The 26,205-nt window shown below is 72.9% G+C and carries 25 protein-coding genes; 10 read left to right on the forward strand and 15 right to left on the reverse strand.

All coding sequences use genetic code 11. The annotated features are described in order from the left end of the window. Positions 1-73 precede the first annotated feature (73 nt). Entirely contained in the window at positions 74-904 is an 831-nt protein-coding gene (locus tag I6A81_RS05805) for an SGNH/GDSL hydrolase family protein (protein ID WP_203010118.1), read from the forward strand. Between the two features lie 302 nt (positions 905-1,206). Here I6A81_RS05805 and mnhG read toward each other — a convergent pair whose 3' ends face one another. The 7 genes from mnhG to I6A81_RS05840 form a co-directional block, all read right to left on the reverse strand. Continuing rightward, entirely contained in the window at positions 1,207-1,578 is a 372-nt protein-coding gene (gene mnhG, locus I6A81_RS05810) for a monovalent cation/H(+) antiporter subunit G (protein WP_203007762.1), read from the reverse strand. Further along, the gene (locus tag I6A81_RS05815; protein WP_203007763.1) at positions 1,575-1,841 is read right to left on the reverse strand and encodes a monovalent cation/H+ antiporter complex subunit F; all 267 of its coding nucleotides are present in this window, start codon (positions 1,839-1,841) and stop codon (positions 1,575-1,577) included. Before I6A81_RS05815 ends, mnhG begins: the two co-directional genes overlap by 4 nt. Continuing rightward, the gene (locus tag I6A81_RS05820; protein ID WP_307874490.1) at positions 1,838-2,527 is read right to left on the reverse strand and encodes a Na+/H+ antiporter subunit E; all 690 of its coding nucleotides are present in this window, start codon (positions 2,525-2,527) and stop codon (positions 1,838-1,840) included. Before I6A81_RS05820 ends, I6A81_RS05815 begins: the two co-directional genes overlap by 4 nt. After that, positions 2,524-4,068 (reverse strand): Na+/H+ antiporter subunit D, encoded by a 1,545-nt coding sequence (locus I6A81_RS05825; RefSeq protein ID WP_203007764.1) that lies wholly within the window; start codon positions 4,066-4,068, stop codon positions 2,524-2,526. Before I6A81_RS05825 ends, I6A81_RS05820 begins: the two co-directional genes overlap by 4 nt. Beyond that, the gene (locus I6A81_RS05830; protein ID WP_203007765.1) at positions 4,065-4,694 is read right to left on the reverse strand and encodes a Na(+)/H(+) antiporter subunit C; all 630 of its coding nucleotides are present in this window, start codon (positions 4,692-4,694) and stop codon (positions 4,065-4,067) included. Before I6A81_RS05830 ends, I6A81_RS05825 begins: the two co-directional genes overlap by 4 nt. Further along, complete coding sequence (locus I6A81_RS05835; RefSeq protein WP_203010119.1) at positions 4,691-7,786, reverse strand: Na+/H+ antiporter subunit A; 3,096 nt, start codon at positions 7,784-7,786, stop codon at positions 4,691-4,693. Before I6A81_RS05835 ends, I6A81_RS05830 begins: the two co-directional genes overlap by 4 nt. 658 nt (positions 7,787-8,444) lie before the next feature. Beyond that, positions 8,445-8,654: a hypothetical protein gene (locus tag I6A81_RS05840; RefSeq protein WP_203004948.1), complete on the reverse strand. Its 210-nt coding sequence runs from the start codon at positions 8,652-8,654 to the stop codon at positions 8,445-8,447. A gap of 660 nt (positions 8,655-9,314) precedes the next feature. On the opposite strand from I6A81_RS05840, the gene I6A81_RS05845 reads away from it, so the two are divergent. Next, positions 9,315-10,793, forward strand: coding sequence for an O-antigen ligase family protein (locus I6A81_RS05845; protein ID WP_203004947.1), 1,479 nt, complete (start codon positions 9,315-9,317; stop codon positions 10,791-10,793). Positions 10,794-11,021: 228 nt separating this feature from the next. Then, the gene (locus I6A81_RS05850; protein WP_203004946.1) at positions 11,022-13,055 is read left to right on the forward strand and encodes an MFS transporter; all 2,034 of its coding nucleotides are present in this window, start codon (positions 11,022-11,024) and stop codon (positions 13,053-13,055) included. A 64-nt stretch (positions 13,056-13,119) separates the two neighbouring features. On the opposite strand, the gene I6A81_RS05855 is transcribed toward I6A81_RS05850, so the two are convergent. Beyond that, entirely contained in the window at positions 13,120-13,713 is a 594-nt protein-coding gene (locus I6A81_RS05855; RefSeq protein ID WP_203004945.1) for a TetR/AcrR family transcriptional regulator, read from the reverse strand. A gap of 88 nt (positions 13,714-13,801) precedes the next feature. Between I6A81_RS05855 and I6A81_RS05860 the strand changes: the two genes are divergently transcribed. Then, positions 13,802-14,140 carry a DMT family transporter gene (locus I6A81_RS05860; protein ID WP_203004944.1) on the forward strand — a complete coding sequence of 113 codons (339 nt, stop codon included), beginning with the start codon at positions 13,802-13,804 and terminating at the stop codon, positions 14,138-14,140. A 155-nt stretch (positions 14,141-14,295) separates the two neighbouring features. On the opposite strand, the gene I6A81_RS05865 is transcribed toward I6A81_RS05860, so the two are convergent. From I6A81_RS05865 to I6A81_RS05880, 4 genes are all read right to left on the reverse strand, one after another. Further along, entirely contained in the window at positions 14,296-15,036 is a 741-nt protein-coding gene (locus I6A81_RS05865) for a class I SAM-dependent methyltransferase (RefSeq protein ID WP_203004943.1), read from the reverse strand. A gap of 558 nt (positions 15,037-15,594) precedes the next feature. Then, a complete protein-coding gene (locus I6A81_RS05870) occupies positions 15,595-16,308 on the reverse strand; it encodes a GNAT family N-acetyltransferase (RefSeq protein ID WP_203004942.1) in 714 nt (237 codons plus the stop codon). A 263-nt stretch (positions 16,309-16,571) separates the two neighbouring features. After that, positions 16,572-17,495: a hypothetical protein gene (locus I6A81_RS05875; RefSeq protein ID WP_203004941.1), complete on the reverse strand. Its 924-nt coding sequence runs from the start codon at positions 17,493-17,495 to the stop codon at positions 16,572-16,574. A 149-nt stretch (positions 17,496-17,644) separates the two neighbouring features. Further along, the gene (locus tag I6A81_RS05880; protein ID WP_203004940.1) at positions 17,645-18,424 is read right to left on the reverse strand and encodes an alpha/beta hydrolase; all 780 of its coding nucleotides are present in this window, start codon (positions 18,422-18,424) and stop codon (positions 17,645-17,647) included. Between the two features lie 55 nt (positions 18,425-18,479). Here I6A81_RS05880 and I6A81_RS05885 point away from each other — a divergent pair, with 55 nt between their 5' ends. Next, positions 18,480-19,133 (forward strand): TetR/AcrR family transcriptional regulator, encoded by a 654-nt coding sequence (locus I6A81_RS05885; RefSeq protein WP_203004939.1) that lies wholly within the window; start codon positions 18,480-18,482, stop codon positions 19,131-19,133. Positions 19,134-19,149: 16 nt separating this feature from the next. On the opposite strand, the gene I6A81_RS05890 is transcribed toward I6A81_RS05885, so the two are convergent. Next, positions 19,150-19,935, reverse strand: coding sequence for an NYN domain-containing protein (locus tag I6A81_RS05890; protein ID WP_203004938.1), 786 nt, complete (start codon positions 19,933-19,935; stop codon positions 19,150-19,152). Between the two features lie 296 nt (positions 19,936-20,231). Here I6A81_RS05890 and I6A81_RS05895 point away from each other — a divergent pair, with 296 nt between their 5' ends. The 3 genes from I6A81_RS05895 to I6A81_RS05905 all read left to right on the forward strand — a co-directional run bounded on the left by I6A81_RS05895 (position 20,232) and on the right by I6A81_RS05905 (position 22,466). Next, positions 20,232-20,573, forward strand: a complete 342-nt coding sequence (locus I6A81_RS05895) for a PadR family transcriptional regulator (protein ID WP_203004937.1) — start codon at positions 20,232-20,234, stop codon at positions 20,571-20,573. Further along, a complete protein-coding gene (locus tag I6A81_RS05900) occupies positions 20,570-21,010 on the forward strand; it encodes an HAAS signaling domain-containing protein (protein WP_203004936.1) in 441 nt (146 codons plus the stop codon). The genes I6A81_RS05895 and I6A81_RS05900 overlap by 4 nt, the downstream gene beginning before the upstream one ends. A gap of 229 nt (positions 21,011-21,239) precedes the next feature. Further along, entirely contained in the window at positions 21,240-22,466 is a 1,227-nt protein-coding gene (locus I6A81_RS05905; protein ID WP_307874491.1) for an RNA ligase RtcB family protein, read from the forward strand. Between the two features lie 113 nt (positions 22,467-22,579). On the opposite strand, the gene I6A81_RS05910 is transcribed toward I6A81_RS05905, so the two are convergent. Next, positions 22,580-22,957 carry a cupin domain-containing protein gene (locus I6A81_RS05910; RefSeq protein WP_203004949.1) on the reverse strand — a complete coding sequence of 126 codons (378 nt, stop codon included), beginning with the start codon at positions 22,955-22,957 and terminating at the stop codon, positions 22,580-22,582. 389 nt (positions 22,958-23,346) lie between these two features. Next, positions 23,347-24,009 carry a GntR family transcriptional regulator gene (locus I6A81_RS05915; RefSeq protein ID WP_203004935.1) on the reverse strand — a complete coding sequence of 221 codons (663 nt, stop codon included), beginning with the start codon at positions 24,007-24,009 and terminating at the stop codon, positions 23,347-23,349. Positions 24,010-24,415: 406 nt separating this feature from the next. Here I6A81_RS05915 and I6A81_RS05920 point away from each other — a divergent pair, with 406 nt between their 5' ends. Next, positions 24,416-25,189, forward strand: coding sequence for an ABC transporter ATP-binding protein (locus I6A81_RS05920; protein WP_203004934.1), 774 nt, complete (start codon positions 24,416-24,418; stop codon positions 25,187-25,189). Between the two features lie 11 nt (positions 25,190-25,200). Then, positions 25,201-26,145: an ABC transporter permease gene (locus tag I6A81_RS05925; RefSeq protein ID WP_307874492.1), complete on the forward strand. Its 945-nt coding sequence runs from the start codon at positions 25,201-25,203 to the stop codon at positions 26,143-26,145. Positions 26,146-26,205: the final 60 nt, after the last annotated feature.

Raw genomic sequence — 26,205 nt, forward strand, 5'->3', positions numbered from 1 at the left:
CGCCGGCCCGCCGGCCCCTCGGGGGGCCTCCGCCCGCCGCCGGCGGGCCGGGCGGCGCGGCGGGGAGCCCGGCATGCGAGTAGGCCGAACGTCCACCCGTCGGGAGGACGTCGTCACGCTGGGAGCCTTCACCTTCGTGCTCCTCCCGCTGGCGGTGCTCGTCACACTGGTCGCGTGCGTGGCCACCGGGGCCGCCATGGGCGCGGGCGCGTTCGGGGACCGGATCCTGGCGCGCGCGGCACCCGGCGCCGCCGCGCCGGCGGACCCGCGGGTCGTCCTCTGGGGCGACTCGCTGGCATGGGAGTCGCGGGGGGCGTTCCAGGAGACGGCCCAGGCGGCCGGCGCCCAGGTCAGGACCCGCACCTTCGGCGGCACGGCGCCCTGCGACTGGCTGGCGGACATCCCGATCCAGATCCGCGAGTGGCGGCCTACCGACGCGGTGCTGTCCTTCTCGGGGAACGCGCTGTCGGCGTGCATGCGTGGCCGCGACGTCGTCGACGCGTACCGGGCCGACGGCGAGGCCGCGGTCCGGCTGCTGCGGGCCGGCGGGGTCCGGGTGTGGCTGGCGGTCGCGCCACCACGCCCGGACCAGCCCGTGCGCACCGACGGCATGACCGATCTGGACCGCGTGCTGCGGTCGATCGCCGCGGTTCACGACCAGACCGGGGTCGTGTTCGCCGACCTCGTCGTCACGGCCCGTGGGCGGTGGGCCGCCCGGCTGCCGTGCCGGCCGGGTGAACCATGCCAGCCGGACGGCCAGGTCCGGGTGCGCGGGCCCGACCGGGTGCACTTCTGCCCGGTGCCCACCCCGGCGATGACCGAGTGCCCGGTCTACAACGCGGGCGCCGAACGCTACGGCGCGGCGATGGCGGCGCCGTTCCTCGCCCGGTCGCCGGCTACCTGAGCGCACGACCACACAGGGCCGCGGGCGGGCCGGTGACCTCCGGCCCGCCTACGGCCGGAGGTCACCGGCCCGCCGGAGAGGACTCGACGACGGTGCCGGGCGCGGAATCCGCGCTGGCGCGGGGTCTTCGACCATGATCCCAGAGGCGATGGTGCCGAAAACCGGCTCGTCGGGCGCCACAGCTCATGGCCCGATCCCAGGACCGGACAGCTACCAGCGGTTTTCCGTCGCCCCACGTGGCCGGCCGACGCCGGACCTCGGAACCAATGGGCTCGCGTCGGGCGTAACCGGGGACGGGCCCGCTATCGGCGGTCGGGACGGGCCGGCTGGCCGGGCGCGGGGGTCTCGCCGCGGTGGCTGGCCAGGTCGTCGACCAGCAGCAGGTCGTGGCGGATCCGGCCGGTGCGGTAGGCGGCCCGGCTGACCCGCTGGGCGACGACCGGCGCCGTCACCAGCTGCAGGAGGCCGACCAGCGCCAGCCCGGCGCCGTAGCGCGGCTCCACCTGCAGGGCGGCGCCGGCCAGGATCGACAGCAGGCCGATCGTCTGCGGCTTGGTCGCGGCCTGCAGCCGGGACGGCACGTCGGGGAAGCGGCGCAGGCCCCAGGAGCCGAGCACGCAGAACACCGCCCCGGTCAGCATCAGCGTCGCGGTCGCGACGTCGGCGCCGTTCATCGGGTGGTCCCGCGCTGCTCGACGAGGCGGCCCGCCGTCACCGAGCCGAGAAAGCCCAACAGCGCGACCACGCCGAGCAGCGCGATGTTCCAGCCTTCCCGGTACATCGCGATGTCGACCGCCACCCCGCAGACGAGCAGCACGACGAGCACGTCGAGCGCGACGACGCGGTCCAGGTTCGTCGGGCCGCGCACCGCCCGGTCCAGCGTGAGCAGGCCCGCGACGCCGAGCAGCGCCAGCGTGACGCCGTAGATGATGCTCATCGGCCCTTCCCTTCCGGCTCGAACGGCCCGGCCGGACGTTCGTGGTGATCTGGTTCCTCGGGGTGTCCCGACGTGACCGGCCGGTCCGGGTGGTCCGAGCGGCTGGGGCGGTCCGGCTGGGCGGGGCGGTCCGGTTGGTCGGGGAACGCCCTGATCACCCTGCGCTGCAGGCCGTCGATCCTGGCGCGCGCGCTCTCGACCGCCTCCGGCCCGCCGGAGGTGAGCATGTGGACGTAGAACACCCCGGCGTCGCGGTCGACCTCGAGGACCGACGAGCCGGGCGCCAGCGAGACCGCGTGGGCGACCAGCGTCGAGACCACCTCGGAACGGGTGCGCAGCGGAACGGCGATGATCGCCGACGGGGTGGCCGGACCAAACCTGATCATCTGCGTGGCGACCTTGAGGCTGGACGGAACCAGGTCGGCGATCAGGTAGGCGCCCAGCGCCAGCGCCCACGGCGGGCGGATGCGCGGGGCGCGCGAGGCGGCGCCGAGCGGCCGGAGCGGGAAGGCCGCGAGCACCGTGGCCGCGACGGCCACGCCGCTGAGCGCGACGAGCCCGTTCACCCGCCCCCACAGCAGCACCCAGACCAGCCACAGCCAGGCCAGCTGGGCCGGGCGCCGGGTGATCCGGGCGGCTCCGCCCGCCCGCGCCTGGCCGCCGGCGGGCGCGGGCGAGCCGGTCACCGGCCACCCCCCGCGCCCGCCGCCGGAAGGACGACATCCTGGTAGACCGTGGGGCGCAGGACGTCCTCGGCTGCCCGGCCGGTCAGGCCGGCCAGCGGGCCGGCGAACACCGTGAGCGCGACGCCCGCGGCGACCAGCCCCGCCGTCGCGGCGATCATCGGGCGGCGGACGGTGGCCGGGTTGGCCGGCGCGGCGCCGGGCGGCTCCGGGTCGGGCGACGCGGGCCGGGGCCGCCGCCAGAACGCGAACACCCACACCCGGACCATCGCGTACAACGTCAGCAGGCTGGCGGCGAGCATCGCGGCGATGGCCAGGTAGGCGGCGACGCCGCCGGCCCGCGAGCCGGCCTGGAGCAGGGCGAGCTTCGCGACGAAGCCGGACAGTGGCGGCACCCCGGCGAGGCTCAGCGCCGGAACGGCGAACAGCACAGCCACCACCGGGGCCGCGGCGGCGAGGCCGCCGGCGCGGCGTGGCACCGACGTGCCCGCGTACCCGGCGACGAGACCGCCGACGAGAAACAGCGTCGCCTGGGTCAGGATGTGATGGACCATGTAAAGGATCACGCCGGACAGGCCGATCGCGGTGAACAGCGACAGCCCGAACAGCATGTACCCGATGTGGCTGACGAGCAGGAACGACAGCATCCGGTTCAGGTCCTCCTGGGCGATCGCGCCGAGCGCGCCGACCAGCAGGGTCAGGACGGCGACGCCGAGCAGCAGCAGCCAGGTCCCGTCGTGGGAGAACACCAGGGTGTGCGTCCGGATCAGCGCGTACACGCCGACCTTGGTGAGCAGCGCGGCGAGCACGGCCGTGATCGGAGCGGGCGCCGTCGGGTAGCTGTCCGGGAGCCAGAAGTGCAACGGCACCGCCGCCGCCTTGATCCCGAAGACGACCAGGACGAGCAGGCCCAGCGCGGCGCGCAGCCCGTCCGGCAGGCCGCCGACCTCGCGGGCCAGGTCGGCGAGGTTGACCGTGCCGGTGGCGGCGTACACCAGCGCGATCATCGTCAGGAACAGCAGCGACGAGGTGAGACTGACGATCACGTATGTCATCCCCGCCCTGATCCGGGAGGCCGTCGTGCCGAGCGTGATCAGGACGTAGGACGAGACGAGCATGAGCTCGAAGGCGACGAACAGGTTGAACAGGTCCGCGGTCAGATAGGCCAGCGCGACGCCGGCGACGAGGCACAGGTAGACGGCCGTGAAGATCGTGTTGTCGCCGCGGGAGGTGTCCCTGGTGGCGCCCTGCCCGACGGCGTAGCAGAACACCGCGAACGTCACGACGTCCGAGACGAGCAGCAGCAGCGCCGAGAGGCGGTCCGCGACCAGGGTGACCCCGATGGGCGCCGGCCACCCACCCAGGTTCGCGGCGATCGGCCCGCCGGTGTCGGTGAGGACGACCAGCGCGGCCGAGTCGGCCGCCATCGCGCCGATCACGGCCAGGGCGAGCAGTCGCTGGGCACGGGGGTGGCGGCGCAGCACGAGGATCACGCCGGCGGCCAGCAGCGGAGCGATCATCGGCAGGACGACCAGAATGCTCACGGGGTGCTCCCCTCCGGGTGATCCGGGCCGCGGGCGGGGCCCGCGCCCCGCCTGGCGGCCTGGGTCGGCTGCCCTTCCTCCTCGTCCCGCGCCCCGTCCGTCTCGGCGCCGTCCGTCTCGGCGCCGTCCGTTTCGCCGACGGCCGTTTCGGAACCGTCTGTCTCGGCGCTGTCCTGTTCGGTGTCCGTCTGTTCGGTGCCTGTCTGTTCGGCGTCCGTCTGTTCGGGGTCGGTGGTCGTTCCCCGGTGCGCGCTGAGGTCCCGCTGGAGCCGGACGATCCGGGCGTCCTCGACGTCGTCGCGCACCTCGTCGTCGCCGAGCAGGGTCCACGACCGGTAGGCCAGGGCGAGCAGGAACGTCGTCAGCGCGAACGTGATGACGATCGAGGTGAGCGCCATCCCCTGCGGCAGCGGGTTGGACATCTGCTCGGGCGCGGACGTGCCGACCATCGGCGCCCGGCCGCTGCGCCCGCCGACGAGCAGCAGGAGCAGGTTCGTGGCATGGCCGAGCAGCACGATCCCGATGAGGATCCGCATCAGCGACCGTTGCAGCAGGAGGTAGGTCCCGGCGGTGAACAGCCCGCCGACGACGGCGGCGGACGTGAGGTTGAGCGCCGTCGGGGTCATCGGTCCGAACCCGTCGACGCGCGGCCCAGTTCCGCCCTCGCTCCCGGCCCCGGGATCGGGACCGGGCCGGCGAGCACCGCATGGTCGCGATCGCCGGTCTCCGCGTCCACCACCGGTTCGGGCGGCAGGAACGCCTCCTTGTCGACGCCGGTGCCGAGCGTGCGCAGCAGCTCGAGCACCACGCCGGTGATCAGCAGATAGACCCCGACGTCGAAGAACAGGCTGGTCACCAGCTCGACATGGCCGAGCACTGGGAGGTCTCCCTTGAAGACGTAGCTCTCCAGAACCGCGCCGCCGAACACCGTCGGCGCGAGGCCCGCGAGCGTCGCGGTGAGCAGGCCGGCGCCGATCACCACCGTCGGCGCGACGGGCACCGCCGCGCCGACCTGCCGGCGGCCGCCGGCGACATAGCGCAGGACGAAGGCGAAGCCGGCGACCAGCCCCCCGGAGAAGCCGCCGCCGGTGCGGGTGTGCCCGGCGAACAGCAGGTACAGCGAGAAGACGAGGACGACCGGGAACAGGGCCCGGGTGGTGACCTCGAGCAGCACCGACCCGCGGACCGGGCCGGCGTCGCGGCTGGCACCAGGCGAAGGCCGCCCGGCGCCGGCCGGCTCCGTCTCGCCGCCCGCCGCCGGGCGCGGCTCGGTGACCGTCCCGGCCGAAAGCAGATCGGCGGGCGGCGGCTCGTCGGCCACGGAACCGGCCACGGCGGAGGCCGGCTCGGCGCGCCGGCGCGGCACCCCACCGTCGTGGGCGCGGAACGCGGCGGCGTCCGCGGCCGCGGACGGGCCGCGGGCGATCAGCAGGCTGGCGACACCGAGCGCGGCGACCGCCAGGACGGAGATCTCCCCGAGCGTGTCGAGTGCCCGGAAGTCGATGATGATGGCGTTCACGACGTTCGTCGCCCCGGTCTGCGCCGGCGAACGGGCGATGTACTCGGCGCTCACCTTGCTCGGCTCCGTCTGGGCGGCGGTGGTGGCGACCGCGAACACGGCGACCAACGTCCCGACCGCCAAGGCGACCAGGATCCGCGGCCAGCGGAGCACCCGAGGGCGGTCGGCGGTCGAGAACCGCGTCGGCATCCGGCGCAGCACGAAGACGAAGGCGATGAGCGAGAGCGACTCGACGAGGAACTGCGCGAGCGCGAGGTCGGGGGCGCCGTCAACGACGAACAGCCCACCGATCCCGTAGCCCACGCCGCCGAGCAGCAGCGCGGCCGTCAGCCGGCTACGCGCCCGCGCCGCGCCGAACGCGCAGCAGAGCACGATCGTGGCCAGCGGCAGCTGGATGGCGTAGTCCCAGGCGTGTACCTCGGTCGGCCAGGACCCGCCCGCGAGCAGCGCGGCTCCCGGGACCGCCAGCACCACCAGCATGATCACGCCGAGGTAGACCGGGAGGGAGCCGATCTGCGTGCGCGCGGCGACCGCCATCGCGAGCCGGTCGACGGCCGCGGCGCCCGGCCCCTCACCGCCGGACCGTGAACCGGGCCGCGAGCCGCGCGGCCACGGCGCGCGCCACCCGGCGCCCGCGCCGAGGCGCGCCTCGAGGGCGCGCGCGCCGGCGAAGAGCGCGCAGCCGCCGGCGAGCGCGCCGGCGGACAGCGCGAGCGCCGCGCCGGGCCCGTGCCACAGCGCCAGGTGGTAGCGCCCGTCCGGGCTTGGCGCGTAGGCGTCGGCGTAGCCGGCGGCCAGCGCGTCGACGGCCGCCGGCGCGAGACCCAGGGCCAGCCCGGCGGCGGCGAGCAGCAGCGCCGGGGCGGTGAACATCGGGCTCGCCGGCGCGAGCGGCGTCGGCGGCACGCCGTCCTTCGTCGCGAACGCGCCCCACAGGAGCCGCAGCGTGTAGCCGGTCGTCAGCGCGGCGCCAACGACCAGCACGGCCAGCGGCGCGAGCCCGGAGTCGTGCCAGAACGCCTCGAACGCCGCCTCCTTGCCGAGGAAGCCGACGAACGGCGGCAGCCCGGCCATCGAGCCCGCCGCGAGCAGAGCGGCGGCCGTCAGCAGGGGAGCGCGCCGCCCGACGCCGGACAGCGCGCGCAGGTCGCGCGTCCCGGCCCGGTGGTCCACGACGCCAACGATCATGAACAGTGTGGCCTTGAACAGGGCGTGCGCGAGGATCATCGCCGCCCCGGCGAGCGCGGCCGTCCGGGTACCGAAGCCGACCAGTGCCACGAGGAAGCCGAGTTGGCTGACCGTGCCGAACGCGAGCAGCCGCTTGAGGTCGGTCGCCGCGAGCGCCCGCACCCCGCCGACGACCATCGTCGCCGCGCCGAGCGCGACCGCCGGGATCCGCCAGCCGGGCACGGTGGCGAACGCCGGCGTCAGCGTCGCGACGAGGAACACGCCGGCCTTCACCATGGCCGCGGCGTGCAGGTAGGCGCTCACCGGCGTCGGCGCGACCATCGCCGCTGGCAGCCACGACGAGAACGGCGCCAGCGCCGACTTGCTGGCCGCGCCGACGAGGACGAGTGCCAGGGCCGCGACGACCGGGCCGTCGGCGGCGGGCGGGTCGGCGACGATGCCCGAGATCCGGTACGTGCCGGCGGCCTCGCCGAGCAGGACGAGACCGGCCAGCATCGCCAGCCCGCCGGCCGTCGTCACCAGCAGCGCCCGCGCCGCGGCCCGCCGGGCCGGCGACGTCCGCCCGCTCCCGCCGATCAGCAGGAACGAGAAGACGGTGGTGAGCTCCCAGAAGACGAACAGGGTCAGCAGGTCGTCCGCGAGGACCAGCCCGAGCATCGCGCCGGCGAACGCGAGCAGCGCGCCGGCCGACCGGCCGAACCCGTCGCCGTCGTGCGCGTGGTACCAGCGGGCATAGCAGAACACCAGGGTGCCGACCCCGGTGACCAGCAGCGCCATGAGCAGCGCCAACGGGCTCAGCCGCAGGGCCATGACCAGGTGCAGGTCGGGCACCCAGCGCAGGTGGGCCTCCGGCCGGGCCCCGGCGCCGACCGCCGGGACCTGGGTCAGCAGCCAGCCGAAGGTCGCGGCCGGCACCACGGCGCCGACGAGGTGGACACGGGCGCCGAGCCGGCCGGCGAGCGTCGGGAGCAGCGCGGCGAGAACGAAGGGGCCGGCTACGGCGGCGAGCACGCGGCGCTCCCACGATGCCGATCGAGCACGCCCCGGCGCAGCGATCCTGGTGGTCTGAGCCGGCCGTGACCAGGCCTGCCGTAGTCAGCCATGTCTGTCGTCCTTCGGCATCGATGTCGAGTTGTGGGCAGTGCGCGGCGATGGCTCCGCGGGCGGTGCGCGGGTCATCGCCGTGTCCGTAGGTGCGCGTCGTGACGGGTGCGTCGTGACCGTGGCGGGGGAGCGTGCCGTGGTCGTACTGGTCGCTGATCGGGCCGGCGGCGTCGGTGCGCCGCCGGGCGCGCGTGGCTTCGAGCCTCCGCCTGACGGCCGGTGCGGCCGAGGCGGTAGGCGGGATCCGAGGGAGCCACGAGGAACCGGCCAGGCCACCCATCGTTCTCGGCCAGGCGGACCGGCCGGAGAGACAGCCGCCCATGCGGGCTGGCGGTGTGGGTGGTCGCCGTGGGGGCGACGCCGCCATTGTACCTGTTCGTCACGATGTCCCAGCGCGGCGGCGCGGCGGCGTGACGGCGCGGCGGCGCGGCGGCGTGACGGCGTGACGGCGTGACGGCCGGCGACGGCCAGCGGGCTCCCGGCGGAGCCCGCTGGCCGTCGCGTCCCGGCGTGCCGGCAGGGCCGCGACCGGTCCCTGGCCGGGACCGGCGGACGGCGCGGACCGTCAGCAGGTCTCGGCGAACCACTCCAGGAACTCGTGATTGAGGGTTCCACCGCTCGTGATGACGTGGTACGCCAGCCGGGACGCCAGCCCGCACGCGTAGTCGGGCCGGGCGGCGCTCGCGCTGGACGCGGAGCCGAGCAGCACGACGCCAGTGGTCGCCACCACCGCGACAGCGGCCGCGCCGGCCTTCACCAGACGATTCCTGAGCATTCTTTCTCTCCTTCTAGCGGCCTGGGAGAATGATGTCGGCGGGTAGTTCTCGAATCATCTCCCCTTGAATTTCCGTCCATTCGATGAGACCAGGGGAGGGCCGCCGGAAACCAGTACAGCGGCTGGACCGGCGCTGTCATCAACGCGTCATCGCGAGCTCGGCGCGCCGGGGCGACCGCGGCGGGCCGGCCGCTTTCGCTTCTATTCGGACGGTCGCCGGGGCGGTGTCCGCCGGAGGCCGGCCGAGTCCTCAATGCCCACGGCCGGCCCATGGCCGCCGCCGTCGCTCCGATGGGCGGAATCATGCATGTTAGGAACGGAGGATGAGTTTGTGGAAGACAGGCCGGCGGTCGGCCTCGTAGCCAGATCGGCACCTTTTCAGGTGATTCTCCCATCCTGCGCCGGGCGGTCACGGCAAGCGCCGTGCGAGCCCGCCGGGAACGGTTCAGCTCTCGGCGTCGCTCTCGGCGATGGCTGGGCCGACGCGCGTCGGACACGACAGATCGGTCAACGTGTGTGGACAGGCGAGGCGCGGTCAGAAGGGATTATCTGCCCGAATCGGAATGATCGGAAGCGGTGTCGGCGCGTATTTCCGAGATCTCGACCCGTCATTCAGGTGGATGACTCCCGAGCGCGGGTCGCGAGGCGAGACTTAGGGGCGTGCGCGCCCCGCTGCCCTGGCACGACCCGTCGCCGGGATCGCTACCCGAGCGTTCCGCCCGTCGACATCGGCGGACGGAGCTGTTCCTTGTAGTCCCATTGCTGGCCGTCTGCGCGCTTTGCCTGGAGACCTCGGCCGACATCCTGCCGTCCCAGGCGCTGGCGGGCCCGGTCACGCTTGCCCGCGTGCTCCTGGCGCTGGCATTCGTCGCCCTGATCTTGGCCGGAGCGCGTGGCTCAGACTTCCGTACCGCGCTCGACCCGCCCATAGCGGTCCTGGTGCTCGCCACGGCGATTTCGACCCACCAGCACACCGACGGCGCGGCGCTGCGTTTTCTCCTCACGGCGGTGGCGTTCTATTACCTCACCGTCGGCCTCGTCCGCTTCGACCCCGAGGCGAGAGCCGCCCTGCCGCTCCTCGCGCTGGTCGCCGTGGCGATCCCGACGGTCGTCGGCCTGGCCCAGCTCGTGCAGCACGTGCCGACGACGTTCTACCGGCGCGGGCTGTTCGGGCCCGTCGACAGCCCGACGCTGGTGCCCGGCCTGCGGACCCGCGCGATCGGCACGTTCACGAACCCGAACCTGCTGGCGGCCTACCTGCTGCTGCTGGGCCCGTTCGCGGCGCTACCCGCCGTCACCGCGCGGCGGCGTGGGATCCAGGTCGTCGCCGGCAGCCTGGCCCTGCTCACCTACGCCGGGGTGCTGGTCACCTTCTCCCGGGCGGCCGTCCTGGCCGTGCTCGTCTCCGCCGCCGTGGCCGTCCTGGCCGTACTCGCCCGCCGGCCCCACGGGCGGCTTCTTTCCCGCGCGGCCGGCCCGGCGTTGGCGATCACCGCGTCGGGGCTGCTGGTGGCGGGCCTGAGCGGAGTGCTCGGTCGGGTGTCCGGCCGGAGCGAGGCGTTCACGCTCGCTACTCGTGCCCTCGACGGCCATCTCGCCACCGGGGTCGGCCCGCGGCAGGCCGGCGTGGCGATGGACGCGCTCGGCCACGACGGCCCGTCCTATGCCCACGCCCACGACCTCTGGCTGACCTGGCTGCTGGAGGCGGGCGTGGCGGGCTTCGTGGCCATCGCGCTCGTCACGGTCGGCGGCCTCGTCGCGGCCGCCAGAACCGCGGCGGCCGGGAGTTCGCTGGGTGTCGCGGGACTCGCCGCGCTGACCGGGTTCTGCGTCATGAGCCTTGTCGACAACCCCGCGAACGCCGAGCGCGTGGCGATGAGTCTCTGGCTCGTCCTCGGCCTCGTCATGGCCGACACCCGCCCGGGCTGGCTCAATCCGCGACCCGCGGACCATCGCGGCCCAGCGGTGATGGGCGGCCGCGCCGGCGACGAGACGGATCTGGCCGCCGTCCCCCACGTCGTCGCCGCCGGCGGACGAGACGACCACGGACCGTCGGCGCCCCCGACCATCCCACTCGCCCGGCGGACGCGCGGGCCCGACGCCACATCCGATCATGGACGGCGCGAGCCGTACCGGTGACCCTGGGCAGCCCGGAGCCGACCTCGACGCCTCTTCCTCGCGGGCCTACCCGTGATCGTTCCTCGCGGGCCTACCCGTGATCGCCGAAGCTCACTGCCGGGCGGGACGGGTATGGGTGGCACAAGGGCGACATGTCGGGTTGGCACCAGTGACCGAGGCGTGGATGGCCGGGACGCTGGTGTCTGTGACCACCGATGAAGGGCCCGTCGTGCCCGCCCGCGCGAACGCATGATCCGGCCGCGTGATGACGCCGACGCGGCGGCGCTGCCGCTGTCGGGCTGGCTGCTGGCGCTCGCCGTGGCGGTCGCCTTCGCGGACGCCTCGATCGTGGTGCTCGCCGCCCCGGAGTTGCTCGCCGAGTACGACTCGACCGTGTCGGCGGTCTCGTGGGTGGTGACCGGATACAACGTCGCGATCGTGCTCGCGGCGCTGCCCGTGTTGCTGCTCGCGCGCCGGCGCGGCTGGCTGGCGTTGACCGCGCTGGGCCTGGTCGTCTTCCTCCTCGCGTCGCTGGGATGCGCCGTCGCGGGCTCGCTGGGGTCGCTGATCTGGCTGCGCGTCGTCCAGGGGGGTGGCGCGGCCCTGCTGCTCGCCGGCTCGCTCCCGTTGCTCGCGCGGCTCGCCGGATCGGACCGGGCCGGCCTCGCGGCCTGGTCGGCGGCGGCCGCGGTCGGCGCCGCGCTCGGCCCCGCCGCTGGTGGCCTGCTGACCGAGATGTTCAACTGGCGGGCGATCTTCATCGTGCAGGCGCCGCTGGCCGCGGCCGCGATCGTGGCACTGCCGCGCGCCGCGCGGGCCGCCGGCCCAGCCCAGGGCGACCCGGCCGAGCCACGCGCCGCGGCCGGGTCGCCCAGCCCGGCCGGTTGGCCTGGCCCGACCGATCCACTCCGCCCAACCCGCCCCCTTGGCCCAACCCGCCCCCTTGGCCCGACCCACCCGCCTGGCCCGACCCGCCCTCCCGGCGCGGCCGGTCCGCTCGACCCCGCCAGTCCGCTCGACCCGGCGGGTGCCGTGGAGGTGCGCTCGTCGCGGCTGGTGGCCGCGCACGCGGCGCTGGCGATGGTCTCGGCGGCGCTGGTCGGCGCGCTGTTCCTCGTCATCCTTCTGATGATCAATGGCTGGGGCGCGACGCCGCTGACCGCCGCCGCCGTGGCGACCGTGCTGCCGCTCGGCACCCTCGCCAGCCGCTACGTCACCGCCGGGCGCCGGCCGCGCACGTTGGCGCTCGCCGGCTGCCTGACCGTCGCCGGGGGACTGGCGAGCCTGGCCGTCGTGCCCGACAAGGGCTGGACGACGGCCGCCGTCGCGCTGGCCGTGACCGGCTTCGGGCTGGGGCTCGCGGTGCCCACGCTCACCGAGGCGTCCATCCGCACCGGCCCACGCCTGGCCTTCGACGGCACCCTCTCGGTCGTCGCGCGGCACGTCGGTCTCGTGCTCGCTCTCGCCGCGGTCACCCCGCTGCTGGCCTCCTCACTGGCGACGCGGCTCGACGACGCGGTCGTGGCCGGCACCGAGGCCGGACTGAGCGAACCCGTCCCGCTGGCCGACAAGGTCTCGCTCGCCCGTTCGCTGGGGGAGGCGCTCGGCGACACACCCGCCGGCGAGCTCCCTGACCTGGACGCGGTGTTCGCCCAGGTGGCGCCCGATGGCAGCCTCGACGCCCTGGAACACGACCTCTCCGGCATCATCACGACGGCGGTCACCGGCGCGTTCCGGGACTCGTTCGGGCTGTGCGCCCTGTTCGCGCTCATCGCCCTGGTGCCGGCGTCGCTGATCGGACGAGGGCGGTGGTCGGCACCGCGGGGCCCCACCCCGCTGCCCGCCCGGCTGGGGCACGCGACCCGGGCGGTCGCCGTCGTCCTCGCGCCCGTGCTGGCGGTCGTCCTCACCGCCTCGACCGTCAGCGCTGGCGGGCGGGGGACGCTGTCCGTACCCGACCCCTGCGCGACCCAGCCCGCGTTCGCGCTCGGCGGCGCCGACGGCTTCCTGCAGCAGATCGCGCTCGACACTCTGGACGGGGCTGCCTGTGAGCTCGAGACGAGCCGGGCCGCGCTGCTGCTGACACTGCTGCCGGAAAGCGGCCAGCCGCGGCTGGACATCTCGGACAGCAAACTCACGCGGGGCGTCCGGGAAGGCCTCGAACGCGCCGTCGACCGCCGCGCCGACGACGGGACGATCCCCGGCTGGTCGGCGACGGTGCTGCGGCTCGCGATCCGCGTCGGCCCGGTCGGCTGGCTGGTGGACCAGCTGCGCGCGGACTGAGCGCCGGTCAGGCACTTCGCGGCGGCCAGCCACTGGTGATCCCGGTACCAGGCTCGGCGGTGTGTCAGCGCGAGGTGCCTTCCCCGCGACCGAGGGCAGCCAGATTCCACCCGTCGGCGATGGCCTGGGCGGCGGCGGCGAGGTCGTCGACGCCCTTGGCGAGCTCATCGGGCCGGTCGGTGCTCAGGTCGAGGTGGAATCCGTACAGGCTGGAGTCGACGAGCCGGACAACGCGGCCGACTATCTCCGGCGGTGCTCCGCAGCGGACGAGGTAGTCCCGCAGAGCCCGCACCCACCGCTCGTTCGCCTCTCTGACGATGGTGGCGAAGCGTTCCTGGCCGATCAAGCCGGTCGCCGCGGCCTGCACGTAGATGTCCGTGCAGCGGTGGAGTGGGTCGGTCTGGACGGCCGTCCACAGGGCGTTGACGCCCTGACGCACTCCGGCGGCACCAGGAAGCGCGTCGATGGCGGCGACCGCCCGGTCCTCGGCGCGCGTGACGACGGCTGCGACGAGCTCGTCGCGGCTGCCGAAGTGGTAGATGAGCATCCGGTCGCTGGTGCCGATCGCCGCGGCGACCGGGCGGAGCGTCAGGCCGATGAGGCCATGTTCGAACACATGGTCGGTGACCTGGTCGAGCAGGTCGTCTCGGCGCCCCATGAGGCCCACATAGTAGGAGTGTAGCGGGCGCTACATCCACGCGTAGCGACCGCTACACTTGTAGCGGTCGCTACGTTCGGAGGACGTCATGCACACAGCGCTCGCCCTGCTCGCCGCCGCGATCGGCAGCGAGGTCGCGGCCTCCGCGCTGCTCCCGCGCGCCGACGGCTTCAAGGACCCGTGGTGGACCGCGGTCGTCCTGCTCGGCTACGGCCTTTCCATCTGGCTGCTCGCCCTCGTGGTCCGGACCCTGTCGGTGTCGGTGACCTACGCGATCTGGGCGGGCGTCGGCACCGCGGTGGTGGCGGTGGTCGGTGTGTTCTTCCTCGGCGAGGCGATGAGCTGGGCCAAGGGCGTCTCGCTCGCGCTCATCATCGCGGGCGTGATCGGGCTGAACCTGGTCGGCGGCGCGAAGTCTGTCGCGTAAGCCGAGATGCGCCCGCCGGATGGCGCGGAGTGGGCCGGTCCGCTCTGCCGCGCCCGGCGAACGAGGCCCCGTCCGCCGGCGCGGCAGATCGGGCCGGCCGTGACCGAGATCCAGGGCCATCCGGTCTTTCTAGACGTGGAGGCCAGGCGTAATGGTCAGCCCGCCGGGCGCACGGCCCGCACGATCATGGCGTGTGGGTTGGCCAGGTAGTCGTCGAAGAACCCGGGCCCGTACAGGTCCTCGGCGTCCGGCGCGCACTCCAGCGGGCACCACTCGATCTCGCTGAACCCGCCCGTGGCCAGCACCTCGGTATAGGTCCGCCGGGACCAGTAGCGCAGCTTCAGCGCCATCGGCGGGTCCGTGGGAATGTTCAGCACGACCTCGTCGCCGTCCGCCGCCGCGCTGGGCCAGTCCAGGCTGAAGCCATACTTCAGGTGGCCGGGGCCGGCCGGATCGAGTTCCGGGTTCGGGACCAGCGTGACGAAGCGGCCGCCCGGCCTCAGGTTCGCGACCATCCGGGCGCACATCGAGCGCATGTGGTCGGTGTCGGCGGCGTAATGCAGCAGGTAGGTGGCCGCCACCAGGTCGAACTCGCCCAGCACCGGCATCTCGGCGGCGTCGTGAACGTGGTACTCGATGCCGAGCGGGGCTGCCTGCTCCGCCTCGCGACCGTGCCGCACCATCTCCGCCGAGGCGTCGACAGCCACCACCCGGGCGGCGCCCAGCTCGGCGAACTGGCGGGAGTAGAAACCTTCCCCGCAGGCGACGTCGAGCACCGACCTGCCGGCGACCGAACCCAGGTTCCGGAGAAACGAGTAGGACTCGACGCACGTCCGGAAGGCCGTCATATCGGCCTCGGTGTAGTTGGCCGCCGCCACGTCGTACTGGTTGACCATCTCGTCCCCCTCGCCGCGCCCGTTTCCCGGCGCCAGCTATGTGCCAAACGTTTTCGACAAGTTTGCGACGCGTTTACGACAGGCTTCGGAAAAGGACCGCGGGAACTTCGGCGCCCAGTGTCGTCGCCGAACGTCACAAGTTTCCTTTCCTCTCGTCGCCTCCTCTCGGAGTCGCCGTCGATGAGATACAGGACACATCCGGAAAATGTGCCAGCGCCCGTCGGGAAGTGCCGGTATCGGAAAGGGCATGCGTACGCGGATCGGCGTTCGGATCCGTGCGTGGGATCCGCGGAAGGCGCCGTCGTCCCCGCGGGAGGTCAATGCCGGGACGAGTGGTGAACGCCTCGGTCGTGATCAGCCGCCGGGCGAGCTGTCCGGACCCGCTGGGTTCGTTGAGGAAGAGGTCGGACCGGACGACTCCGAGGACGCGCGGCGGCGGGGCCCGGTCGGGGTCGCGCCCCCGTTCGCGTTGTCCTGGTCGGCCTCTGCCGGAATGAACAGCCTCGGGGAGTTCCGCGTGTTAGCACCCTCGTGGGTGCCTCCTGCCAGGCGAGCCCGTCAGGACGTGGGCTTACCAAGTCGGGCCCGCAGCTCGGCGAGGGAATGTCGTTGGTGACCGGACTCGTCGAAGTTGTCGTCGGCCAGCCAGGCGTCGAGCGCCTCCCGCACGAGCGGCCATTCGCTGTCGGTGATCGAGAACCAGGTGGTGTCACGGTTGCGGCCCTTGACGACCACGGCATTGCGCCAGGTGCCCTCCTCGACGAAGCCGAGCCGGGCGGCGGCGACGCGGGACGGCTGGTTGAGGCTGTCGCATTTCCACTCGTACCGGCGATAGCCGAGATCCTCGAAGACGTACCGCATGAGCAGGTACTGGACCTCCGTCGCCGCCCGGGTCCGCTGCAGCGACGGCGCGTAGATGATCGCGCCGACCTCGATCGTCCCGACCGCCGGCTGGCCGCGCAGGAGCGTCACGCGCCCCTGGAACCATCCGCCGGCCCGGTCCACGATCGCGAACGCGCGATCGACCTTCTCGGCCAGGGCGGTGATTCCGCGCGCGGCCGCCTCGGCGTCGGCGGGTGCCTCGTCACCCTGGTAGGTCCACAGCTCCCGATGGGGGCTCAGCCGTTCGAGCATCGGCCGCGCGTGCTCCACCGCCGACAGCGGCTGACGTTCGATCCAGCGCCCCGTGAACACCCGGGCCTCTGGCGGTCGCGCGCCCGACCAGCTGACCGGATCTCCCACCATCTGGTCCAGGTCGTTCAGCCGTGGCATGCCGCCCATCATCGTCGACGGCGCTGGCCGCGGCCGCGCTGGCCAGTTGAGCCGGCCACGGTTGATCCACACTCGTGGAACAATGTTTCGTGGCTTGGTTCGGCGCTGGGGCCCAGTGCCGGCCCCGCCAAGGTGCCCTGTATCGACGCCGGACATGATCGCTGTTTCTGCCCTCTGGGGGGTCGTGAACAGGTCCTCATCACGACCCCTCCGGGGCACAAACGGCGATCACGCGGAGCGGGCGGACATTGGCGGTCGCGGCACTAGCTCGAGGTCGCGTGCGCTGGGTCGAACGCGGTCACGCGCGGTCGCGGCGCGCTGTCGGACGACAGGGACAGCAGGGCGATGCCGATCATGAAGGGCAGCAGCGTCGTCATGAACGGCGCGGTGAGGAAGTAGGCGGCTGTCGCTCCCGCGTCGCTCGCCTCGCTCAGCACTGGCACGTCGAACGCGCCAGCCGTGCCGAGGACCGCCGCGATCGTGGTGACGCCGACGAGCAGCATCCCGCTCAGGACGACGCGGCCGGCGGCCCGCTTCGACAGCAGGCCGGCCCGGCGCCCGCCGATCGCGAGCGCGACGGCGGCCAGGTGCGCCAGCGCCACGTAGACCAGTTGGAGAAGATCTAGCCAGACGAGCATGATCGCGATCGGATCCGGCTCGCCGGGCAGGCCTTGCAGGTAGGCGTTGGCCTGCCAGGCGGTGTCCTCGACGGCGGCCTGGGCGGGCGAGGCGCCCGACAGGATCACTCCGACTCTGGCGACCAGGTTGGCGAGATATCCCGCGCTGCCGAGCCCGATCGCGGCGAGCGCGAGCGCGGCGGGCGCCCGTCCTGGCCCATCCCACAGCCTGGTGGCGACCAGGACCATGCCGGCGAGCAGGAGCCCGCCGACGACGAGCAGGACGGCGGTGTTGGCGAGCATCGCGCCGGGGTGGCGGGCGGTGGGGATGCCGGTCAGGGACGCGAGAGCGAAGACGAAGACGGGCGCGACGAGCAGGGGGAGTGCCAGGGCGGCTTCCCGGTCGGCGGCGGCCGCCGCTCGCGCCCGGCGGATCACGGAGATCGCCGCCGCGGCATAGACCGCATCGATCATCAGGAACACCGGGGTGGGAAAGAGTGAACCGCCTGCCTGCGCGCCGGCCAGCGTCACGCCGACCACCCACAACAGGCCCACCTGGTAGGAGGCCACCTTTCCTCGGCTGCTCGGCGAGGTCGCCAGCGATGTCGCTGGCGGATTCCCGTGCGTGTGGCCGCTCGTCGCGCGGCCGAGCCCCGAGGACTTTCTCGTCGCGGTGCCGTCTCTCGTCGCGGTGCCGTCTCTCGTCGCGGTGCTGTTTCTCATCGCGGTGCCAGGCGGGTGGCGAGGAACGAGGCGAGCACGTCCGGCTGGCTCAGGTAGATCTCGTGGTCGTCCGCGTCGGGGACTGGTACGAGTGGCACACCGTGCTGTTCGGCCAGGCACTCGGCTATCTGGCGGTGCAGCGCGTTCGCGCCGGCGCCGATGGCGACCACGACCTTGCCGGCTGGTAGCTCGCCCGGAGCGAAGGTGTGCCTGGTGATCAGCTGGGCGTCGTCGCGCATGACGGCCTCGGCGTTCGCCGACATCCGGGTGACCTCCGGGCCGTCGAGGTCCGCCCGTCCCTCGGACAGGACCGTGAGGGTGACCCGGAACGCGCCCACCCAGTCCTCCGGGTGTTCGGCGAGGTGGCGATCCCCGGCGGCGTTGATCGACGCGTGGATCTCGGCCCCGCCGGGCAGCACGCCGAGGGTGGCCGGCTCCCACGCGATCGCCTCGCGCACCAGGTCGGGATGGCGGGCGGCCACGGCGAGGGCGACCACGCCGCCGGAGCTGAACCCGAGCACGGTGGCCGGGGCCGCATGGCTCGCGCCGAGTTCGCGCAACAGCTCGGCCGCGTCGTCGGCGTGCTGGTCCGCGCCCTTGCCGGGCCAGTCCTCGCGGGTGCTCGAGCCGGTGCCGCGCCGGTCGTAGGCCACGGCTCGCCAGCCGCTCGCCGCCAGCGCCGCCGCCTGGGGCGCGAGCATCTCGGCGTCCTCGGCACCGCCGTGGATCAGCAGGACGGTCGGGCCCTCCCCGAACGTCTTGTAGGCCAGTCTCATCGCTGGCTCCTTTCGTCTTACTCAGGCTATATCGAATAGCGGCTAGAGTAAGGCAATGACGTCGAGCCGACAGCCGCGCCGCCGCTACGACGCCAGCGGGCGGCAGGCGCAGGCGCGGGAGAACCGCGCCAAGGTGATCGCGGCGGCGACCCGGCTGTTCGTCGAGCAGGGGTACACGCCGACCTCGATCGCGCAGGTCGCCGCGGCGGCGGGGGTGTCGGCACCGACGGTGTTCGCCCACTTCACCTCGAAGGCGAACCTGCTGAAGATCGCGGTCGACGTGGCGATCGCCGGGGACGACGAGGAAGTGCCGCTGCACCAGCGCCCGGCCATGCGGCGGGTGCACGACGGCGCGACGGCCGAGGAGGTGCTCGAGCGGTTCGCCGCCGCCGGAGCCGACGTCGCGGCGCGGGCGAATCCGCTGTTCGAGGTGGTCCACGCCGCGGCCGACGCCGACCCTGAGATCGCGGCCCTGGCCGCCGAGCTCGACCGCCAGCGGCTGGCGGGAACGTCGATCATCGCGGCGTCGGTGGCCGACCGCCTCGGTGTCGGTGGCGACCCGGTGGCGGTCGAGCGCATCCGCGACACCATCTGGACGATGTTCTCACCGCAGGTCTACGGCCTGCTGGTCGTCAGGCGCGGCTGGCCGCCCGAGGCCTACCGGGCGTGGGTGGTGCGGGCCGCGGCCGCGGCCGTCGCGGACGCCTGACCGGCGTCCACTCGGATCAGCCGGTTCTGGGCTTGGTCGACTGGGCGTGCCTGCGGTCGCGGACGTAGATCACCGCGGGCTTGCCGCTACCGGGGCTGCGCCGCTCGACCTCGAACAGGTTGATCGCGGTGAGCAGTCCGCTGAGCCTGGCGTGGCCATAGGTCCTGGAGTCGAAGTCCGGCCGCTGGTTGGTGATGATGTGGCCGACCGAGCCGAGCGCCGCCCAGCCGTCGTCGTCCGACGCCGCGTCGATCGCCTTACGCAGCAGGCTGACCAGGGCGGCGTCCCCGCTGAGCTGGGCGACCGGCGCGCGTGGCGCCGGCCGGGGAGCCTCGTCAGGCGCGGTGGCCAGCGGCTCGGGGTGGGCGAGGTTCTCGACGTAGATGAACTTGTCGCACGCCGCGCGAAACGACATCGGGGTCTTGCGCTCCCCGAATCCGTACACCGTCTTCCCGGACTCCCGTAGCCGCTGGGCGAGCCGGGTGAAGTCGCTGTCGCTGGACACGAGGCAGAACCCGTCGAAGCGGCCCGAGTACAGGAGGTCCATCGCGTCGATCACCATCGCCGCGTCCGTCGCGTTCTTCCCGCTGGTATAGGCGAACTGCTGGATCGGCTGGATCGACTGCGCCAGCAACTGGTCCTTCCACCCCCGCAGGCTCGGCCCGGTCCAGTCCCCGTAGGCACGCTTCACGAACGCAGTGCCGAACGTCGCGACCTCCGCCAGCAGTCCCTCGACATTGGCGGGCGAGGCGTTGTCCGCGTCGATCAGCACCGCGAGCCGCGCCGTGTTCTCGTTCGCCATGCGTACCCCTCGTCGTCGTGGGCCCATGGCCACGCGGTGGTGCGGCCGACCTCAACGGGATCATCCACGACGAGCGCGACCGAGGACCAGTTCGAACGATCACATGGCGGTCTGGGTGGGTCCGCGACGCCCCTGCCGCTGGTTGACCGGGTTACTCCTCGACCGGGATGCGCGACTGGGTGACCGGCACGTGGTGGTCCCACCGGGACCTGCCCGACCCGGCGAGCGCGGGGATCTCCAACCCGCGCGCCAAGGATCTCTCGACGTCCCTTGTGAGGCAAGGTACTGTGTAAGGCATGGAGTCACCCACAGGGCTGTCGACCGCGCTACGGCGCGGCACCCTGGAGTTCTGCGTGCTCGCCCTTCTGGAGAACGGCGAACTGTACAGCCTGGAGTTGGTACAACGGCTGGGGAGTGAGCAGACGCTTACCACCAGCGAAGGCACCCTGTATCCCTTGCTGTCCCGGCTCCGGCGCGCTGGTTGGGTTACCACGACCTGGCAGGAAGCGCCCAATGGGCCGCCGCGTCGGTATTACACCCTCGCCGCCAGTGGGAAGGCCGCGCTCGGGCATTTCCGAGCAGAGTGGGTCGCCTTCCGCGACACGGTTGACCGACTTGTCGGAACGGATCCGAAATGAGCACCCAAGCGAACACCCTCGACCGGCTTGTCGTCAGCTACCTGGACTCGGTCGACCGCGCCCTGACCGGCGTGCCCGAAGTCCACCGCGCGGAGCTGCTGAGCGACCTCAGCGACCACATCGCCGCGGAACGCGCCGCCTTGGACGTACCGAACGAGGCCGCTCTGCGGGCCATCCTCGACCGCCTTGGCGATCCCGCCACCTTGGCCGCCGAGGCGCGGCTCATCGACGGCGGCCCGGCGACGCCGCCCATCAGCCAGCCGGTGGCCGAACGATCCGGGAGACGTCGGCCCGGCCGGCCAGTCTGGATTCTGGTCGGCCTCGGCCTGGCACTGTTGATCGTCATGGTGTTCGGTTTCGCCGTCGTGTCGACCAGCGGTGAATCCGCGCCGGCACCCTCATCGACGGCCCCGCCTCTCCCACCGCCACCCCGGTAGCGGCGCGCCCCAGCCACCGCGGTAGGGGGCCGCCGCTCTGGTTCGCGGGGCCGCCGCTCTGGTCGTTCGCTGGCGCCGAAAAGCGTTTGCCGGGCGCGGTGGGTTCCGGGAAGGTATGCGCATGACGCTCTGACCGACGGCAACCAGTTACTTCCAGGCTCCACGGCGCCGATCCGCGCCGTGACGCTGTCGGTCACCATCCCTCCCCCGAGGAAGTAGAGCGTTCTTCGTGTCTCAGCTGCCCGCGGGCCAGGAAGCTGGTCAGGCCTCCGGCACGGCCAAGGACTCGGCGACGGTTGCCGTGTTCGCGTCTGACGCGAGTTGGATCGAGTCCGACGCCCTTGTGCAGTGCCACCAGGTCGCCGCCCTCGACGGCATGGTTCATGTCGCCGCGATGCCGGACCTCCATCCCGGCAAGGGCGCCCCGATCGGCGCGGCGATGGCGTCGACCGTGCTGTACCCATTCCTGGTGGGCTCCGACATTGGCTGCGGCATCGCCGTGTTTCCGCTGCGGCTCGGCCGGGTCGTGCCGGACAGGCTCGCCGCCCGGTTCCCCGACCTCGACCGCCCGCTGGATCCCGGCAACGAGACGGACGCCCCGGCCTTCGACGCCGTCGGCGACGACATTCCCGCCGGCCACCTCGAGGGTCTCGGGACGGTCGGCCGGGGCAACCACTTCGTGGAGCTGGCGCGCGTCGACACCGTCGAGGAACCCGGTCACGCGGGCCGACTCGGGCTAGCCGCCGGTGACGTCGTCCTCCTCGTCCACAGCGGTTCGCGCGGGCTGGGTGAGCGGATCCTGCGGGAGCACACGGCGGCCCACGGCGCTGGCCCCGCTCCGGACCCCGCCGCCTACCTGGCGGCGCACGACGCGGCCGTGCGCTGGGGTGCCCTCAACCGCCGGCTGCTGGCGGCCCGGGTCGCCCACGCCCTGGGAGCCGAGCTCGCCGAGCCGATCGTCGACCAGTGCCACAACCTGGTCGAGGTCCGCGACGGCACCTACCTGCACCGCAAGGGAGCGGCGCCGGGCGACGGCCGCGACGTGCTCGTCGCCGGCACACGGGGCACCCGTTCCTACCTCGTCGCCGCGCACGCCGGGGCGCGGGCCAACTACTCCGTGGCGCACGGCGCCGGCCGCAAGATGTCGCGTGCCGACGCGCTGCGCCGGGGCCGGGCCAAGCACACGGTCGACGAGCTGCGCCGCACGCCGGTCGGATCGCTGGTGGTCTGCGGCGACCGCCAACTGCTGTTCGAGGAGGCACCGACCGCGTACAAACGAGTCGAGCAGGTGATCGGAGACCTCGTCGCCCACGACCTGGCGACGCCCGTGGCCACCACACTGCCGCTGGTCACGTACAAGACGCCCGACCGCGCGGCCCCGCACCGACGGGACCGCCGGGCGGGCATGACGGGTAGAAGCTCGCGGGGCAGGCCGACCGGCTGGCGACCGGCCTGAACCTCCTCGGCTTCGCCCTCACGGACGTCCGTGCCGCGCTGCCACCCTGACCGCGCACCACCGGTGCCGGGTGGCAGGCCGGCGGAGCCGCGCCCGGCCGCACGCCCGCGAGGTTACGATCGGGCGCTCCCCGAGGCCTTCGCATACTCGGTGGCCTGACTTCCAACATCGATCATGACGCACGGCTCATCCCCGACCACCCAGGCGTCGTGACCGGGCGGGCACAGCATTGCGTCACCTGCACCGAGGTCCGCGCTCGAACCATCGCGCATCTCGATGTGCAGCCGGCCGGAAACTATGTAGCCGAAGTGCTCGAATTCGCACAGCTCGGTGCCGGCGATCGGGCGCACCGACTCGGACCAGCGCCAGCCGGGCTCGAACACGGCGCGGTCGATGCCGTGCCCGGCGACCGACACGACGTCCACGTGACCGCCAGGAATGTCGCGACGCTCGTCAGGCCGGTCGAGGCTGCGCACGGCAACCTTCGTCATCGTCGCCATCGTCGACTCCCTTCGTCGTGCCGTGGGCGGATGCTGGATCCCCGTCTCCTCTGGGTGTTCCCGGTCGCCCGCTTGACCGCACCCGTGAGCGGCCGCGAACACAGGCGGAGCGGGGCGGTTCGTTCTGGCTTGTCCCCCCTGCGGCCTCCGCGGTCGCGGACAGGTGGGAGCCCCGCGGGTGAGGGCCGAGTGATCTCGCTCTCCCCGGCAGTTCAGGTGTCTCTCGTGGACTCGGGATCGTCGCGCGCAGGAGCCGTGCGGCGAACTTCTCGGCTTCGATCCCGTCGACCCTGTCGACCCTGTCGACCTTGCCAGACGGGTGCCTCCCGCCTGCAACGAACGGTCATCGCCGAACCTGACGGAGACGCCGAACGATCGCGTCAGCCGCTGCCCACCTCGTGCATGGGAGCCAGGTGCCGGTAGAGGGCCTCGTCCCGATCGACGTCATGCACCATGTGCATGGCGGCTGCCCGTTCGTCACCGCGGAGGATTGCGTCGACGATCTCGGCATGGTGCGCCCACGACATCGTGGAACGCTCCTCGACGTCGACCTCGAACATCCAGCGGACCTTGCTGCGGATGGTGCGCAGGAGTTCGACCAGCTCGCCGTTGCCCGAACCGACGGCGACCAGATCATGGAACCGGTCGATGAGCGCCGGCAGCTCCGAGTACCGTCGCTCGGCGGTCGCGGCCGTGCCCAGTTCCACCAGGTGGGCCAGCTCCGTGGCCGCGGACCCACCCCGACGCCTGGCGGCGAGCTGGGCCGCCAACACCTCGAGGTTGCTCCTGATCGCCATGAGTTCGAGTGCGCGTCGCGGCGAGGGCGTGGCCACCGTCGCGCCGCGGCGCGGCGTGAGCACCAGGAAGCCCTCCTGCGCCAGCCGCTGAAGCGCCTCCCGTACCGGAACCCGCGACACCCCGTGCTCGCTCGCGATCCGCTCCTCGCGGATCCGCTCCCCGGGCCGCAACGCCCCTGCCACGATCTCGGAACGCAGCGCGGCCGCGATCGTGTCACGGAGAAGCTGAGGACCATCAGCAGACATGGCGGCCACCAGGGTCAGGTTGGACGGTTGAGGTAGGAGCCACCGACATCAGGCGGTCCAGGACGCGTTGACCGGTGACGTCGACCGCTGCCACGGTACGGGCCATCAGCGACGCGGGGCCTGGATGAGCCGGACTCGGGCACCGACAGCCGCTCGTCGACCCGCCATCGTCGGTCACCTTCGCCACCAGTCGCCCGGCCTCCATGCAGTTGCCCGGGATCGACTCGCTGGGACCCGACTCCTCGCGACGTCGGGTACGGACCGGCCCGAGCCGAGCACCAACCGTACCGCTCCGCCGTGGACCGTTCGCCCGGACGCTGCTCACGCAGGGTGCACCTCCGCGGTTGACCCAAGGTCTTGACAGGGCGGCAACGAGGGAGAAACCGACCCAGTCTTGTATACGAGAATGGAGATTACGTATACGCCGGGCCGCTCTCCAGTGCCGGTAGCCCGGCTGCGCTCGGTCTCCATGGTGTTCGCGGACGGCACCCACGCGCTGGACGACATCTCCATCGAGCTGCGGCAGTCCGAGTTCGTCTCCCTGGTCGGACCGTCGGGATGCGGCAAGTCGACGGTGCTCCGACTGCTCGCCGGGTTCGAGGTCCCCAGCACCGGCGCCGTCGAGACGACCGGCGACACGGTGGGCTACGTCTTCCAGGAACCAACGCTCCTGCCGTGGCGCACGGTGGCGGCCAACGTCACGCTCCCGGCGCAGCTGACCGGCCTGCCAGCGGCCACCGCCCGGGACCGGGCCGGGGACGTGCTGCGACGGGTCGGTCTGACCGGCTTCGAGAGGCACCGCCCCGGCCAGCTGTCCGGCGGGATGCGGATGCGGGTGTCCATCGCCCGCGCGCTCATGCTGCGGCCCCGGCTGTTCCTGTTCGACGAGCCCTTCGGCGCGCTGGACGAGATCACCCGGGAGCGCCTCAACGAGGAGCTGTCGTCCCTGTTCCTGACCGAGCCGTTCAGTGGGCTGTTCGTCACCCATTCGGTGCCGGAGGCGGTGTTCCTGTCCACCCGGGTGCTGGTCATGTCGGCGCGGCCGGGACGGATCGTCGCCGACGTCGCTGTCCCCTTCGGATGGCCACGCGCGCCCGGGCTGCGGTACACCCCGGAGTTCGCCGCCCTTGCCAGCCGGGTCTCCACCGCCCTGCGGGATGCCTGCGAGGTCACCTCGTGAACGAGGCGGACGTGGCGAACGAAGCGGACGAGGCGAACGAGCCGGTCACGAACGGGACGGTCACGACCGGGACGGCCGAGAACGGGACGGCTGTCGTCGTCCCGGCCCGCGACGCACGAGCCGCGGACCCGGCGGCGCTGCGGCCCGTACGGCCCACCCGGCGCCCACCGGGGCGCTCCGGCCGGCTGGTCCGGCTGGTGGCGCCGCTGGCGACCCTCGCGGTGGTGCTCTTCGGCTGGTGGTACGGCAGCGTGCGCATCCTCGACCCCGATCGGCGTTTCCTGCTCCCGCCGCCGCAGGACGTGGCGCGGGTCGGCCTCCTGGACGGCGACAACCGCGCCGAGCTGCTGGGCGGTCTGTGGTCGACGAGCAAGGTGGCGCTGGTCGGGCTCGCGCTGTCGATCGTGATCGGGGTCCTGTTCGCGATCGTGATGAGCCAGGCCCGCTGGGTGGAGCACTCCCTCTACCCGTACGCGGTCGTGCTCCAGACCATCCCGATCCTCGCCGTCGTCCCGCTGCTCGGATTCTGGTTCGGCTTCGAGTTCCGTAGCCGGGTCATCGTCTGCGTTCTGGTAGCGGTGTTCCCCATCATCACCAACACCCTTTTCGGGCTACGGTCCGTGGAGCCCGACCTGCACGACCTTTTCTCGCTGTACGGCGCGGGCCGGGTCCGGCGGCTCGTTCGTCTCGAACTGCCGGCGGCGTTGCCGGCGGCGATCACAGGCTGCAAGATCTCCGCCGGCCTGGCGGTGATCGGCTCGATCATCGCCGACTTCTTCTTTCGTCAGGGCGACCCCGGTATCGGGCGCCTCATCGACATCTATCGGCAGCGGGTGGCCACCGAGCAGCTGCTCACCGCGCTGTTCCTGTCGTCCCTGGTCGGGCTCGTCCTGTTCTGGGGCTTCGAGGCGCTGGGTGGTTTCGTGCAACGCCGCCGGAGCTCCCGGCCGCACTGACCACTCGACTCCCGCCGGGCACTCCAGCCGGGCACTCCCGCCGAGCGCCTCCGCCCACCA

This window comes from Frankia nepalensis (genome assembly GCF_016786325.1).
Taxonomy (GTDB): domain Bacteria; phylum Actinomycetota; class Actinomycetes; order Frankiales; family Frankiaceae; genus Pseudofrankia; species Pseudofrankia nepalensis.